At 36.5% G+C, this 13,220-nt stretch carries 18 protein-coding genes; 1 reads left to right on the forward strand and 17 read right to left on the reverse strand.

All coding sequences use genetic code 11. The annotated features are described in order from the left end of the window. Positions 1-945 precede the first annotated feature (945 nt). The 9 genes from M5121_RS09435 to M5121_RS09475 form a co-directional block, all read right to left on the reverse strand. Positions 946-2,208 carry a zonular occludens toxin domain-containing protein gene (locus M5121_RS09435; protein WP_249571027.1) on the reverse strand — a complete coding sequence of 421 codons (1,263 nt, stop codon included), beginning with the start codon at positions 2,206-2,208 and terminating at the stop codon, positions 946-948. Next, positions 2,205-2,486 carry a DUF2523 family protein gene (locus M5121_RS09440; RefSeq protein WP_249571028.1) on the reverse strand — a complete coding sequence of 94 codons (282 nt, stop codon included), beginning with the start codon at positions 2,484-2,486 and terminating at the stop codon, positions 2,205-2,207. Before M5121_RS09440 ends, M5121_RS09435 begins: the two co-directional genes overlap by 4 nt. Next, entirely contained in the window at positions 2,479-4,215 is a 1,737-nt protein-coding gene (locus tag M5121_RS09445; RefSeq protein WP_249571029.1) for a coiled-coil domain-containing protein, read from the reverse strand. Before M5121_RS09445 ends, M5121_RS09440 begins: the two co-directional genes overlap by 8 nt. 133 nt (positions 4,216-4,348) lie before the next feature. Further along, on the reverse strand, positions 4,349-4,594 hold the full coding sequence (locus M5121_RS09450) for a hypothetical protein (RefSeq protein ID WP_249571030.1): 246 nt from the start codon (positions 4,592-4,594) through the stop codon (positions 4,349-4,351). Position 4,595: 1 nt separating this feature from the next. Continuing rightward, positions 4,596-4,808, reverse strand: a complete 213-nt coding sequence (locus tag M5121_RS09455) for a hypothetical protein (protein WP_249571031.1) — start codon at positions 4,806-4,808, stop codon at positions 4,596-4,598. Positions 4,809-4,968: 160 nt separating this feature from the next. Next, the gene (locus M5121_RS09460) at positions 4,969-5,211 is read right to left on the reverse strand and encodes a hypothetical protein (RefSeq protein ID WP_249571032.1); all 243 of its coding nucleotides are present in this window, start codon (positions 5,209-5,211) and stop codon (positions 4,969-4,971) included. Continuing rightward, positions 5,208-5,414, reverse strand: coding sequence for a hypothetical protein (locus M5121_RS09465; RefSeq protein ID WP_249571033.1), 207 nt, complete (start codon positions 5,412-5,414; stop codon positions 5,208-5,210). Before M5121_RS09465 ends, M5121_RS09460 begins: the two co-directional genes overlap by 4 nt. Beyond that, positions 5,401-5,739 carry a hypothetical protein gene (locus tag M5121_RS09470; RefSeq protein ID WP_249571034.1) on the reverse strand — a complete coding sequence of 113 codons (339 nt, stop codon included), beginning with the start codon at positions 5,737-5,739 and terminating at the stop codon, positions 5,401-5,403. Before M5121_RS09470 ends, M5121_RS09465 begins: the two co-directional genes overlap by 14 nt. Before the next feature lie 10 nt (positions 5,740-5,749). After that, entirely contained in the window at positions 5,750-6,985 is a 1,236-nt protein-coding gene (locus tag M5121_RS09475; RefSeq protein ID WP_249571035.1) for a phage/plasmid replication protein, II/X family, read from the reverse strand. 113 nt (positions 6,986-7,098) lie between these two features. Here M5121_RS09475 and M5121_RS09480 point away from each other — a divergent pair, with 113 nt between their 5' ends. After that, positions 7,099-7,302: a hypothetical protein gene (locus tag M5121_RS09480; RefSeq protein ID WP_249571036.1), complete on the forward strand. Its 204-nt coding sequence runs from the start codon at positions 7,099-7,101 to the stop codon at positions 7,300-7,302. Between the two features lie 1,123 nt (positions 7,303-8,425). Here M5121_RS09480 and M5121_RS09485 read toward each other — a convergent pair. The 8 genes from M5121_RS09485 to M5121_RS09520 all read right to left on the reverse strand — a co-directional run bounded on the left by M5121_RS09485 (position 8,426) and on the right by M5121_RS09520 (position 13,219). Then, on the reverse strand, positions 8,426-9,688 hold the full coding sequence (locus tag M5121_RS09485; protein WP_249571027.1) for a zonular occludens toxin domain-containing protein: 1,263 nt from the start codon (positions 9,686-9,688) through the stop codon (positions 8,426-8,428). Continuing rightward, a complete protein-coding gene (locus M5121_RS09490; RefSeq protein WP_249571028.1) occupies positions 9,685-9,966 on the reverse strand; it encodes a DUF2523 family protein in 282 nt (93 codons plus the stop codon). Before M5121_RS09490 ends, M5121_RS09485 begins: the two co-directional genes overlap by 4 nt. After that, positions 9,959-11,695, reverse strand: a complete 1,737-nt coding sequence (locus M5121_RS09495; protein WP_249571029.1) for a coiled-coil domain-containing protein — start codon at positions 11,693-11,695, stop codon at positions 9,959-9,961. The genes M5121_RS09490 and M5121_RS09495 overlap by 8 nt, the downstream gene beginning before the upstream one ends. A 133-nt stretch (positions 11,696-11,828) precedes the next feature. Further along, on the reverse strand, positions 11,829-12,074 hold the full coding sequence (locus M5121_RS09500) for a hypothetical protein (RefSeq protein WP_249571030.1): 246 nt from the start codon (positions 12,072-12,074) through the stop codon (positions 11,829-11,831). Position 12,075: 1 nt separating this feature from the next. After that, positions 12,076-12,288, reverse strand: coding sequence for a hypothetical protein (locus tag M5121_RS09505; protein ID WP_249571031.1), 213 nt, complete (start codon positions 12,286-12,288; stop codon positions 12,076-12,078). A gap of 160 nt (positions 12,289-12,448) precedes the next feature. Continuing rightward, positions 12,449-12,691 carry a hypothetical protein gene (locus tag M5121_RS09510; protein WP_249571032.1) on the reverse strand — a complete coding sequence of 81 codons (243 nt, stop codon included), beginning with the start codon at positions 12,689-12,691 and terminating at the stop codon, positions 12,449-12,451. After that, positions 12,688-12,894: a hypothetical protein gene (locus tag M5121_RS09515; RefSeq protein ID WP_249571033.1), complete on the reverse strand. Its 207-nt coding sequence runs from the start codon at positions 12,892-12,894 to the stop codon at positions 12,688-12,690. Before M5121_RS09515 ends, M5121_RS09510 begins: the two co-directional genes overlap by 4 nt. Continuing rightward, on the reverse strand, positions 12,881-13,219 hold the full coding sequence (locus M5121_RS09520; protein WP_249571034.1) for a hypothetical protein: 339 nt from the start codon (positions 13,217-13,219) through the stop codon (positions 12,881-12,883). The genes M5121_RS09515 and M5121_RS09520 overlap by 14 nt, the downstream gene beginning before the upstream one ends. Between the last annotated feature and the right edge of the window lies 1 nt (position 13,220).

Genomic DNA, 13,220 nt, shown 5'->3' on the forward strand with positions numbered 1-13,220 from the left:
ACAAACTTATCCGGACAGATCAAATATATAAAAAGCCTTTACAAATCAAATACTTAACAATACATAATTACGTATAATGTATATTATGTTAAATGCGATACCTAAAGGCGGTGCGCTTCTATCACTGTCAGATCGCACCGCACTGGACAGCTTAAACTGAATCGCTGTCAAGTGTATCACAATGAACATAACATAGAGTTATGCATAATCCGAACGTTTCTCAACTTGCGCTATTTAAATTATGCGCAAGTTTGCGAGACTTGTTCCCAAATTAGTAAAATCGAGAAATTTATCTTGCATATTCATCTATTTAATTAATTTAACACTCTTTCCGCTGCATTCACTGCAATCTAAATTTAACACTCTTTCCGCTGCATTCATTGCATAAATCAGGTTTCCCCAAATCAGCGCGCGCACTTTTCCTGCTTTCTTCTCTTTTTGGTTTTTCAAAGCTGTGTTTCTCAACTATGACCCAACAACACAAAGCTTAAAAAGCAGTTCAGCGAGCATGTGGATTGTGCTCCGCAACGTTATTTCTGATCTGTTGATAAACGCTATTGATAAGTCCGCATAACGATGAAGCTGTTATACGTTGACTTCTCAACAGGTTTAATCAACAGGAAATAACTCAATCCACAAGCTCTATGCTGAACTTAACCATAGTTTTTTTAATCTTTGTTTTTAGTTGTTTAGGGACATCAGAGACGTTTACGAAATCACTTAATCGCTTTTTCAAATCCCTGCACACGCTCAGAAATTTTGTTGGGAAAAGTGCGCGCGCTTATTTCGTGAGCCTTGCTGATTGATTCCATTCATTCCGCTATTTTTCCTTTATAAATTTCTCTTTTGTTCATTCCGCTATTTTTCCTTTATAAATTAATTAAATAGAATCTTTCGCCTGCTCATTGTTCGTCTAAAACATTTTGAATAGAAAGCTCAGATTACTTAATTAATATGATGTATGTCTCTTGAGTACGTTAGCGTTTGAGTCTCAGCTATAACATTATTCGCCTGATTTGTATCATCGAGATACTGAATATACTTGTAATACTGCTCTGGAGTCATCTTGTCTTGCTGCTGCATTGCAGTAACTTGATTGAGACTTGTATTTGTAGCTTGAGCTGAAGCACCGTTTTGAATTGTATTTTTATTCTGTGCAAAGTAATTAAACGGACGATCACCGTCCATTATTCTTTGCTTATCCTCTTGTGACATGCCATGTATGATCGTTCCTTGTTGTGTATAACACTCAATTCGAGCACCTAGTTTTGTGCATCCTGACAAGACAGGTTTTGCTGTAACTTCATACTGTAAATCTTTGTTGATATTGTCTGTTGATTCGAATGGTTTACTCGGATCGTAATGAACAGTCTGAACACTTTGCTTGTTCTTCGTCAACTTATTGTAGTAAGCAACACATTCAGGACGATTTACATTGATACCCTTTCGACATTCTTCGTCTGAAACAACTTTTTCGACTAGATTGGGCAAATCAAATGAAACACCGTTAGATTGTTGTTTTGCATCTTTTGATAACTGATTGACTGAATCTTTTGTATCTTTTGTAAGATACAGTGTTAAACCACCAATGATGCAAGCAATAAATATAATACTAAGAACGAAGCTGATTAACTTAATATTAGTTTTGTGATTACGCCCGCTCGGTTTGCCGTCCTCAGTACTCCAGTACATCGCACAGTATTTATCTTCAATGGTGTAAATAAATTCATCGTATGCCTGATTTTTGATTGATTTAGATACTTTTAAATGTGGCTTAGTAAAGCAGTATGCTTTAGTAGTTTTTTTCCCTGCTGATTCTAAATAAACATAATCATTTACTAGATTTCTAATATCTGAATTAACCATTGCTGGATCAGGTGAAATCATCCATATGTCAATTCGTCTATGTCGAATCATAGATAAGTCTGATACTTCATCATTACGTCTTGACGAGAAATACTTACTAAACTTTTCTTGTTTTTGAATCTCATCAATAATAATTAAAGAATCAGATTCGCATTCTCTCCAGTCGTCAGGTAATTCAGAAATTCCATTACCTAATTCTGCATGTTTTCTAATGTTTGAATATATTTTTTTATATGTACCACGTTTATATTCATCATCAGCATCTTTAACATTTTTATATGATTTACCACCGCCAATCATACCGCATGTTAATTTAAATACACCACCAACAGAATTAGTCATGACATTTTCCTTATTGCTAATTTTCCAGAACTTAGAGTTAAAATAAATACTGAAACACTTGCGACAGTACCGAGTACATGATCTAAACCAAGCATTCCCATGATTGCTAAGATTGCAGTCGGCATCGTATGGACAGATCCAACGAGTGACATAAACGCTGCTTTAACTGATGCAACTACAGTTAAATAAGAAACAATGCCTAAGCCTGCCCCCAGTAAGATTTTTTGAACTGCATTTTTTAAAAGCCATTCGGCTAGTATCGCAAGGATTCTAAGCATTGCCGTTCCTCACCCATTGGAATAAATATATGAGACCGAGCAGGTAGCCCAAGCCGATGATGTAAGGTCTTGCTTCTGATGCAAATGTACAGAAGAACGTTAAATCTTGACCGAAGTTTAGAGAGCCAATTCCGAGCGGTATTGATGCAGAGAATGAACCGAAAGGACAAGAACCACTAAAGCTAAAATAATCTTCTCGCTGATACTGAGTAATATCTTCTTCAGTGGTTTCTAAAGGAGTATCTTGGAGATCGTTTTCTTCTTTAAACCAGTCTGACATTTCATCAAGTTTTGTCTTAATGGCTGAAAGTACCCCTTTAATTTCTTTAAGTAGTGCATTACCCTCATCTTGACCTTTTTTCATATCATCAAGTTTTGAATTAGTTTCTTTTCCATTAGCATCAATAGAACCTAGTTTAGAATTAGATTGACCAATTGCATCTTTAATACCATCGTTACTTGTTTTTAAATCATTAATCGCTTTGTTTGTATCTTCACCATTCTTTTTAATATCACTAAGAACTTTATTTGAATCATCCAAATGCTTTTTAACATCATCAAGTTTTGTGTTTGTAGCCTGATTTGATGCACGTAAATCATCAAGCTTGTTATTTGTTTCTTTCGTATTCTCTTTAATATCAGTATTTGTTTTATTTAAATCACCAAGTTTTGAATTAGTAATTCCCAGTGCATCAGTGACATTTTTAATTGATGAGTTAATAGAGTCTTTTGCAGCATTAATAGAACTATTAATAGAATCTTTTGTAGCATTAATAGAACTATTAATAGAATCTTTTGCAGCATTAATAGAACTATTAATAGAATCTTTTGCAGCATTAATAGAACCAGTAATAGATTCTTTAACATTATTTAATGTCGTATTAATAGCACTCGTTTGATTATTTATAGAATCTTTTAATGCGGTTGTTTGTTCTTGAATTGCCGAGCTAATTTGATTGGCTTGTGACTGTATGGCTGATTTAAGTTCATTTTTTGCGTTATTAATTGCATCAATTACACCTTTTAGATCGCCTGAATTGGGGTCATCAGGGTCTTTGGGGTCATTGTTTGGGTCATTAGGGTTTGGATTGTTAGGTGAATTTTTAATACAAATTGTTTGTCCATTGAATGAACCTTGTGAATATCCACTTGGGCATCCACTAGGCGGTTTTGTGCAGTATGCATCTGAACCACTTGCGTTTTTGCATGTGCTTTGCGTTGGTGAGTTGTCAGGTGGAATAGTTGGCGGTTTATCAGACGTATTAGGACATGCAGCGTCTTTGACTGGTGAACCATAAGTTAAATGCATTAGATCAGAACCTGAACTACCACCAAGACTAGGGCTTTTATATTTACAACCGCTATAACAAACAGTTGTATCCTTAACTTTGTTTAAATAAGACTCTTGTTGTTCGATTGTCCAATTTGTCCAACCTGGGACAGATATAGCTTGTGTTTGTACAGTTGTGGGACAAGATTCATCTTTAACAATTGTGCCAATTGCTAAACGTTCAAATGAGTCGTAAAGTTCGCACCAAGTTTCTGAGTGTGTCAGTTGGTATGATACAGCAGCAGCATATCGTGTTTTAAAATAAGCACATGCTTGATCGGCTGAGTTAAATTGGGGTGAACCGGCTACTTGTGAAATTGTATATGTTGCAGCATTAACATTAATTGATATAAATAAGAAGGATAATAATGCAAATATATATTTTATGAGTTTATTCATCAGTCCCCCGAAAGCACTATCCAAAGAGCCATAGTGACAACTACGATCGTATACAAAGTCATTTTTTACCCCATTAAAAAAGGTGGCTGAGGTGCGTACGGTTGTGCGCTCCCCGCCACCTTTTTTTTAGTTATTAGCGAAGCATTGATAACGCTTTGCGAATGCCCCAAGCTGTGTAAGTCGGGAGGGCTTTTAGCGTTCCTGATGCCATCAAACCACCGATAACAGCAACGCCCGCAAGCCCTGTTGTTAAGTCGATTGTGGTTTCAGCAGCAAAAGCAGTTGATGAAGTTGCAATCATTACGCCCGTTGCAGTTGAAGCAATGCCCCACGCTTTTTTGGCAAATGTGATTGGTTTTTTTTGGTCTTTATTTGGCATATTAAGCCTCCTTGTCGTCTGAGCCGAGTAGTCTTAAATGTGTACGTATGGCTCCAGCTACGTACCAGATCAAAGCCGTTGCTGATAAAAGTGCTGCAACCTTTTCAGGTGGCAAGTTATTCAATTGATCAGCCCACGAGTTTTGATTCAGTAAAACAATGCAGTAATTAACGCCATCTATAACGGTTGTTACTGAGCAATCATCAATCTGCATCGTTTAATTCCTTAATCTTGTTTGTGTTTTCGTTTTTCGAGCAATATGCCTGCTAAAAAGCCTATTACTCCCGACATACACAGAAATAAAAATAAATATGTCATTTCTTATCCTTTGCACTTGTTAAAGTGCAGGAAATAAATCTGCATACTCGAATTCCTTAACGTATGTTTTGACAGCCAACTTCGTGAAGTTGTTGCTTGTAAAAGTCTTGTACGCTTCCAAATGTGTTATTGCATGAGCTACAAGTGACAGATTTAAAAGGTGTTAGTTTTGTTTCGTCTTTTGGATAAGCTACACTTGGTGCATATGAATTACCCCAGTAGACAGTTTTTGGCTCTGCAAAATATTCAGGGTGTGCAATGTTGCTTGCACCGTCTTCGTCTAAAACATCAATATTCATCGTGTTAATCCAACGTTATGACTGACTTTCTGAATCAAGAGTTTTAAATCTGTTATGGCTTGATCAGCGCAATCTGTTTGTTGTAATTGCTGTAACTGTTGCTCTAAATGTTCGTTGATCTTGTTGAAATCACTTGCAGTTAGCATTCCAATGGAACGGCTGTAATGTACCGTTCCGTACTGGTGACGATTACGCTGCATCATCTTGTTCGTTTTCAGAAATATCGAAATTCAACGCATGTAAAACTGCACGTGGTTGTTTGCCTGTGAAATCCCATTGGAAAATCATTTTTGCTTTAGCAGGCAAAATCTGATGCATATAATCATTGAAGAATTGAGCGCCTTTAATCTTGTAATCAGTCGATTTCATACCAATTGCGCCTTGTTCTTTTTCACGGTCTGAATACGGTTGAAGAACCGTTACAACAGTGTTTGAGAACTCGATTGTTTTACCCTTTTGATCTTCGAAGTCTCCAGCAGCTTTGCGGATACCTGTAACGGTCATAATTGGCATTTGTTCTGTGTTCATGGCTTACCTCTTAAGCTATTTTGTAATTGAATTGCGAGACTGGTGGCTCGTACCACTCAGGCAACTGTTGAGAAAAGTCGATTTCGACAAGTCTCATGAACGGAATGACGTTTGATGCCTTCTCGTCATGAAGGTTTTGGAGAAATGCGAGTGAAAACCCACATTCGGTTAAATCTTTGATGTGTCTAAAATAAGTACGTTCGTGCAGTATCTTGTCTTCGACCATTTCTTGAAGTTTTTTTATGCCGTGCTCTCGTACTAAACAGAAAGTTGCATAAATATTACGGATGCGTGTTTGTGAAACTTTTCCACTATTTGTAATCACAGCATTGCTAGAGGAGATCGCTTCCAAAACACTTTTATCGTCAGTAAGTTTCATAGTTTGACCTCGCAGGGCTTCAAATATGCTATGAGTAGCTTTAGTCCAAAGTGATTGTAAGATTTCAGGATTTTCGCGCTGAAAGTTGATTAAATCGAATAGGTTTGTAGGGATGCCATTGCGTTCAAGCCAACGTTTTTTCATACGTGATTCAAAGCGCAATAGACCAACTGTCCAGTTGATCAAGCGTGAATCTGACATAACGTCAACAACTCGAATTGCAGCCTTATCATTCTTTTTGGCTAACATTTTGTATTCTTCGAATTGAGACATAAATTCATCATGCTTCATGTAGCACTTATGATTGATCAATCTTGAATGCTGACCACCCCAATAAACAGAACTGTCATAACGTTTGTTACTTAAACGTGTTTGCCCTTTGCTGACATTACTTAAAAAATCTAGAACTTTTTTTGCTGTTGATTGATCACGTAAACGAGCCGAATAAGTAACATCAATATGGGCAACGGTTGCTTGTTTAAAATCAAGCATTCGGGCTAGTGTGGGATATGCTTCAAATAAAAAACCGATCATCTCCATTGCACCCGATTCCAAATTGTCAGAACCAAAGACGTTATGACCTTGCAATAACTTTGCGGGTGATGCCTTGATCTGGACATAAGGAGGATAGCTGGAGTCGAAGAACACTTTCATAGCCATACCAGTGTAATGAGTTGGTACAGATTCATAAGGATGGAATAACGCAGCAGCAGAAATTGAGCCATCATCGTTTTTATGAACTGATCTTGAAGCCAATGGAATCTCGATTGAGTGGAGATCGACATCTATAAAAAAATACTCCCCCGCTTCACTCAAAGAGTAAAACGAGCTTTCAAACGGAGCATTTATACAGATATGGTCAATCATGAATCACAAATTCACAAATCATTTTCAGGAGATAAAACCATAAATCACATATAAAGACAAGCACAAATCACAAATTCATTTAGAATCAAATCATTTTTAAAAGGAATGTTGTTATGGCTAAAACATTTAGATTCACTGATGAAGAAGAACAGGCGTTAAATGAAACAGCTTTGAAGATAAATAGAGACCTAGTTAAAGCAGGAAATAAGCCATTACGTGATACAGAAATATTCCACGAAATTATTAGACAAACGTTGATTGAAGGAATTATCGAAGTAACAAGAGACGGTCAGGTAAAAGTAGAAACAAAAAAATAATCGCGAATAAAATTCCTGTTTTATGACAAATTTGTCAGTAGAGTCCACCATTAGAAGACGTGGACTCACCGAGTTACGAATTTTTCTCAAAAAGAAAGGGAACTTAATGTTCCCGTTTTTTCATTTGATAATAGTTCAAATGTAGTCACACCAAAGATAAAAAACAGTGCTGATAATTGAGAGAATAAACAAGCATAAAATAACATTAAAATACCTATATCATTTTTTATTATGAACATCGGATATACGCATAACTTAATTTTATGTTAAATGCGATACCTAAAGGCGGTGCGCTTCTATCACTGTCAGATCGCACCGCACTGGACAGCTTAAACTGAATCGCTGTCAAGTGTATCACAATGAACATAACATAGAGTTATGCATAATCCGAACGTTTCTCAACTTGCGCTATTTAAATTATGCGCAAGTTTGCGAGACTTGTTCCCAAATTAGTAAAATCGAGAAATTTATCTTGCATATTCATCTATTTAATTAATTTAACACTCTTTCCGCTGCATTCACTGCAATCTAAATTTAACACTCTTTCCGCTGCATTCATTGCATAAATCAGGTTTCCCCAAATCAGCGCGCGCACTTTTCCTGCTTTCTTCTCTTTTTGGTTTTTCAAAGCTGTGTTTCTCAACTATGACCCAACAACACAAAGCTTAAAAAGCAGTTCAGCGAGCATGTGGATTGTGCTCCGCAACGTTATTTCTGATCTGTTGATAAACGCTATTGATAAGTCCGCATAACGATGAAGCTGTTATACGTTGACTTCTCAACAGGTTTAATCAACAGGAAATAACTCAATCCACAAGCTCTATGCTGAACTTAACCATAGTTTTTTTAATCTTTGTTTTTAGTTGTTTAGGGACATCAGAGACGTTTACGAAATCACTTAATCGCTTTTTCAAATCCCTGCACACGCTCAGAAATTTTGTTGGGAAAAGTGCGCGCGCTTATTTCGTGAGCCTTGCTGATTGATTCCATTCATTCCGCTATTTTTCCTTTATAAATTTCTCTTTTGTTCATTCCGCTATTTTTCCTTTATAAATTAATTAAATAGAATCTTTCGCCTGCTCATTGTTCGTCTAAAACATTTTGAATAGAAAGCTCAGATTACTTAATTAATATGATGTATGTCTCTTGAGTACGTTAGCGTTTGAGTCTCAGCTATAACATTATTCGCCTGATTTGTATCATCGAGATACTGAATATACTTGTAATACTGCTCTGGAGTCATCTTGTCTTGCTGCTGCATTGCAGTAACTTGATTGAGACTTGTATTTGTAGCTTGAGCTGAAGCACCGTTTTGAATTGTATTTTTATTCTGTGCAAAGTAATTAAACGGACGATCACCGTCCATTATTCTTTGCTTATCCTCTTGTGACATGCCATGTATGATCGTTCCTTGTTGTGTATAACACTCAATTCGAGCACCTAGTTTTGTGCATCCTGACAAGACAGGTTTTGCTGTAACTTCATACTGTAAATCTTTGTTGATATTGTCTGTTGATTCGAATGGTTTACTCGGATCGTAATGAACAGTCTGAACACTTTGCTTGTTCTTCGTCAACTTATTGTAGTAAGCAACACATTCAGGACGATTTACATTGATACCCTTTCGACATTCTTCGTCTGAAACAACTTTTTCGACTAGATTGGGCAAATCAAATGAAACACCGTTAGATTGTTGTTTTGCATCTTTTGATAACTGATTGACTGAATCTTTTGTATCTTTTGTAAGATACAGTGTTAAACCACCAATGATGCAAGCAATAAATATAATACTAAGAACGAAGCTGATTAACTTAATATTAGTTTTGTGATTACGCCCGCTCGGTTTGCCGTCCTCAGTACTCCAGTACATCGCACAGTATTTATCTTCAATGGTGTAAATAAATTCATCGTATGCCTGATTTTTGATTGATTTAGATACTTTTAAATGTGGCTTAGTAAAGCAGTATGCTTTAGTAGTTTTTTTCCCTGCTGATTCTAAATAAACATAATCATTTACTAGATTTCTAATATCTGAATTAACCATTGCTGGATCAGGTGAAATCATCCATATGTCAATTCGTCTATGTCGAATCATAGATAAGTCTGATACTTCATCATTACGTCTTGACGAGAAATACTTACTAAACTTTTCTTGTTTTTGAATCTCATCAATAATAATTAAAGAATCAGATTCGCATTCTCTCCAGTCGTCAGGTAATTCAGAAATTCCATTACCTAATTCTGCATGTTTTCTAATGTTTGAATATATTTTTTTATATGTACCACGTTTATATTCATCATCAGCATCTTTAACATTTTTATATGATTTACCACCGCCAATCATACCGCATGTTAATTTAAATACACCACCAACAGAATTAGTCATGACATTTTCCTTATTGCTAATTTTCCAGAACTTAGAGTTAAAATAAATACTGAAACACTTGCGACAGTACCGAGTACATGATCTAAACCAAGCATTCCCATGATTGCTAAGATTGCAGTCGGCATCGTATGGACAGATCCAACGAGTGACATAAACGCTGCTTTAACTGATGCAACTACAGTTAAATAAGAAACAATGCCTAAGCCTGCCCCCAGTAAGATTTTTTGAACTGCATTTTTTAAAAGCCATTCGGCTAGTATCGCAAGGATTCTAAGCATTGCCGTTCCTCACCCATTGGAATAAATATATGAGACCGAGCAGGTAGCCCAAGCCGATGATGTAAGGTCTTGCTTCTGATGCAAATGTACAGAAGAACGTTAAATCTTGACCGAAGTTTAGAGAGCCAATTCCGAGCGGTATTGATGCAGAGAATGAACCGAAAGGACAAGAACCACTAAAGCTAAAATAATCTTCTCGCTGATACTGAGTAATATCTTCTTCAGTGGTTTCTAAAGGAGTATCTTGGAGATCGTTTTCTTCTTTAAACCAGTCTGACATTTCATCAAGTTTTGTCTTAATGGCTGAAAGTACCCCTTTAATTTCTTTAAGTAGTGCATTACCCTCATCTTGACCTTTTTTCATATCATCAAGTTTTGAATTAGTTTCTTTTCCATTAGCATCAATAGAACCTAGTTTAGAATTAGATTGACCAATTGCATCTTTAATACCATCGTTACTTGTTTTTAAATCATTAATCGCTTTGTTTGTATCTTCACCATTCTTTTTAATATCACTAAGAACTTTATTTGAATCATCCAAATGCTTTTTAACATCATCAAGTTTTGTGTTTGTAGCCTGATTTGATGCACGTAAATCATCAAGCTTGTTATTTGTTTCTTTCGTATTCTCTTTAATATCAGTATTTGTTTTATTTAAATCACCAAGTTTTGAATTAGTAATTCCCAGTGCATCAGTGACATTTTTAATTGATGAGTTAATAGAGTCTTTTGCAGCATTAATAGAACTATTAATAGAATCTTTTGTAGCATTAATAGAACTATTAATAGAATCTTTTGCAGCATTAATAGAACTATTAATAGAATCTTTTGCAGCATTAATAGAACCAGTAATAGATTCTTTAACATTATTTAATGTCGTATTAATAGCACTCGTTTGATTATTTATAGAATCTTTTAATGCGGTTGTTTGTTCTTGAATTGCCGAGCTAATTTGATTGGCTTGTGACTGTATGGCTGATTTAAGTTCATTTTTTGCGTTATTAATTGCATCAATTACACCTTTTAGATCGCCTGAATTGGGGTCATCAGGGTCTTTGGGGTCATTGTTTGGGTCATTAGGGTTTGGATTGTTAGGTGAATTTTTAATACAAATTGTTTGTCCATTGAATGAACCTTGTGAATATCCACTTGGGCATCCACTAGGCGGTTTTGTGCAGTATGCATCTGAACCACTTGCGTTTTTGCATGTGCTTTGCGTTGGTGAGTTGTCAGGTGGAATAGTTGGCGGTTTATCAGACGTATTAGGACATGCAGCGTCTTTGACTGGTGAACCATAAGTTAAATGCATTAGATCAGAACCTGAACTACCACCAAGACTAGGGCTTTTATATTTACAACCGCTATAACAAACAGTTGTATCCTTAACTTTGTTTAAATAAGACTCTTGTTGTTCGATTGTCCAATTTGTCCAACCTGGGACAGATATAGCTTGTGTTTGTACAGTTGTGGGACAAGATTCATCTTTAACAATTGTGCCAATTGCTAAACGTTCAAATGAGTCGTAAAGTTCGCACCAAGTTTCTGAGTGTGTCAGTTGGTATGATACAGCAGCAGCATATCGTGTTTTAAAATAAGCACATGCTTGATCGGCTGAGTTAAATTGGGGTGAACCGGCTACTTGTGAAATTGTATATGTTGCAGCATTAACATTAATTGATATAAATAAGAAGGATAATAATGCAAATATATATTTTATGAGTTTATTCATCAGTCCCCCGAAAGCACTATCCAAAGAGCCATAGTGACAACTACGATCGTATACAAAGTCATTTTTTACCCCATTAAAAAAGGTGGCTGAGGTGCGTACGGTTGTGCGCTCCCCGCCACCTTTTTTTTAGTTATTAGCGAAGCATTGATAACGCTTTGCGAATGCCCCAAGCTGTGTAAGTCGGGAGGGCTTTTAGCGTTCCTGATGCCATCAAACCACCGATAACAGCAACGCCCGCAAGCCCTGTTGTTAAGTCGATTGTGGTTTCAGCAGCAAAAGCAGTTGATGAAGTTGCAATCATTACGCCCGTTGCAGTTGAAGCAATGCCCCACGCTTTTTTGGCAAATGTGATTGGTTTTTTTTGGTCTTTATTTGGCATATTAAGCCTCCTTGTCGTCTGAGCCGAGTAGTCTTAAATGTGTACGTATGGCTCCAGCTACGTACCAGATCAAAGCCGTTGCTGATAAAAGTGCTGCAACCTTTTCAGGTGGCAAGTTATTCAATTGATCAGCCCACGAGTTTTGATTCAGTAAAACAATGCAGTAATTAACGCCATCTATAACGGTTGTTACTGAGCAATCATCAATCTGCATCGTTTAATTCCTTAATCTTGTTTGTGTTTTCGTTTTTCGAGCAATATGCCTGCTAAAAAGCCTATTACTCCCGACATACACAGAAATAAAAATAAATATGTCATTTCTTATCCTTTGCACTTGTTAAAGTGCAGGAAATAAATCTGCATACTCGAATTCCTTAACGTATGTTTTGACAGCCAACTTCGTGAAGTTGTTGCTTGTAAAAGTCTTGTACGCTTCCAAATGTGTTATTGCATGAGCTACAAGTGACAGATTTAAAAGGTGTTAGTTTTGTTTCGTCTTTTGGATAAGCTACACTTGGTGCATATGAATTACCCCAGTAGACAGTTTTTGGCTCTGCAAAATATTCAGGGTGTGCAATGTTGCTTGCACCGTCTTCGTCTAAAACATCAATATTCATCGTGTTAATCCAACGTTATGACTGACTTTCTGAATCAAGAGTTTTAAATCTGTTATGGCTTGATCAGCGCAATCTGTTTGTTGTAATTGCTGTAACTGTTGCTCTAAATGTTCGTTGATCTTGTTGAAATCACTTGCAGTTAGCATTCCAATGGAACGGCTGTAATGTACCGTTCCGTACTGGTGACGATTACGCTGCATCATCTTGTTCGTTTTCAGAAATATCGAAATTCAACGCATGTAAAACTGCACGTGGTTGTTTGCCTGTGAAATCCCATTGGAAAATCATTTTTGCTTTAGCAGGCAAAATCTGATGCATATAATCATTGAAGAATTGAGCGCCTTTAATCTTGTAATCAGTCGATTTCATACCAATTGCGCCTTGTTCTTTTTCACGGTCTGAATACGGTTGAAGAACCGTTACAACAGTGTTTGAGAACTCGATTGTTTTACCCTTTTGATCTTCGAAGTCTCCAGCAGCTTTGCGGATACCTGTAACGGTCATAATTGGCATTTGTTCTGTGTTCATG

This window comes from Acinetobacter sp. ANC5681 (assembly GCF_023488045.1).
In the GTDB taxonomy this organism is placed as follows: domain Bacteria; phylum Pseudomonadota; class Gammaproteobacteria; order Pseudomonadales; family Moraxellaceae; genus Acinetobacter.

Coding starts and splice junctions, on each gene's coding strand:
- M5121_RS09510 (WP_249571032.1), bottom strand. CDS start 12,691: ATGAATATTGATGTTTTAGACGAAGACGGTGCAAGCAACATTGCACAC.
- M5121_RS09450 (WP_249571030.1), bottom strand. CDS start 4,594: ATGCCAAATAAAGACCAAAAAAAACCAATCACATTTGCCAAAAAAGCG.
- M5121_RS09480 (WP_249571036.1), top strand. CDS start 7,099: ATGGCTAAAACATTTAGATTCACTGATGAAGAAGAACAGGCGTTAAAT.
- M5121_RS09490 (WP_249571028.1), bottom strand. CDS start 9,966: ATGCTTAGAATCCTTGCGATACTAGCCGAATGGCTTTTAAAAAATGCA.
- M5121_RS09465 (WP_249571033.1), bottom strand. CDS start 5,414: ATGATGCAGCGTAATCGTCACCAGTACGGAACGGTACATTACAGCCGT.
- M5121_RS09460 (WP_249571032.1), bottom strand. CDS start 5,211: ATGAATATTGATGTTTTAGACGAAGACGGTGCAAGCAACATTGCACAC.
- M5121_RS09495 (WP_249571029.1), bottom strand. CDS start 11,695: ATGAATAAACTCATAAAATATATATTTGCATTATTATCCTTCTTATTT.
- M5121_RS09505 (WP_249571031.1), bottom strand. CDS start 12,288: ATGCAGATTGATGATTGCTCAGTAACAACCGTTATAGATGGCGTTAAT.
- M5121_RS09475 (WP_249571035.1), bottom strand. CDS start 6,985: ATGATTGACCATATCTGTATAAATGCTCCGTTTGAAAGCTCGTTTTAC.
- M5121_RS09520 (WP_249571034.1), bottom strand. CDS start 13,219: ATGAACACAGAACAAATGCCAATTATGACCGTTACAGGTATCCGCAAA.
- M5121_RS09445 (WP_249571029.1), bottom strand. CDS start 4,215: ATGAATAAACTCATAAAATATATATTTGCATTATTATCCTTCTTATTT.
- M5121_RS09435 (WP_249571027.1), bottom strand. CDS start 2,208: ATGACTAATTCTGTTGGTGGTGTATTTAAATTAACATGCGGTATGATT.
- M5121_RS09485 (WP_249571027.1), bottom strand. CDS start 9,688: ATGACTAATTCTGTTGGTGGTGTATTTAAATTAACATGCGGTATGATT.
- M5121_RS09500 (WP_249571030.1), bottom strand. CDS start 12,074: ATGCCAAATAAAGACCAAAAAAAACCAATCACATTTGCCAAAAAAGCG.
- M5121_RS09515 (WP_249571033.1), bottom strand. CDS start 12,894: ATGATGCAGCGTAATCGTCACCAGTACGGAACGGTACATTACAGCCGT.
- M5121_RS09470 (WP_249571034.1), bottom strand. CDS start 5,739: ATGAACACAGAACAAATGCCAATTATGACCGTTACAGGTATCCGCAAA.
- M5121_RS09455 (WP_249571031.1), bottom strand. CDS start 4,808: ATGCAGATTGATGATTGCTCAGTAACAACCGTTATAGATGGCGTTAAT.
- M5121_RS09440 (WP_249571028.1), bottom strand. CDS start 2,486: ATGCTTAGAATCCTTGCGATACTAGCCGAATGGCTTTTAAAAAATGCA.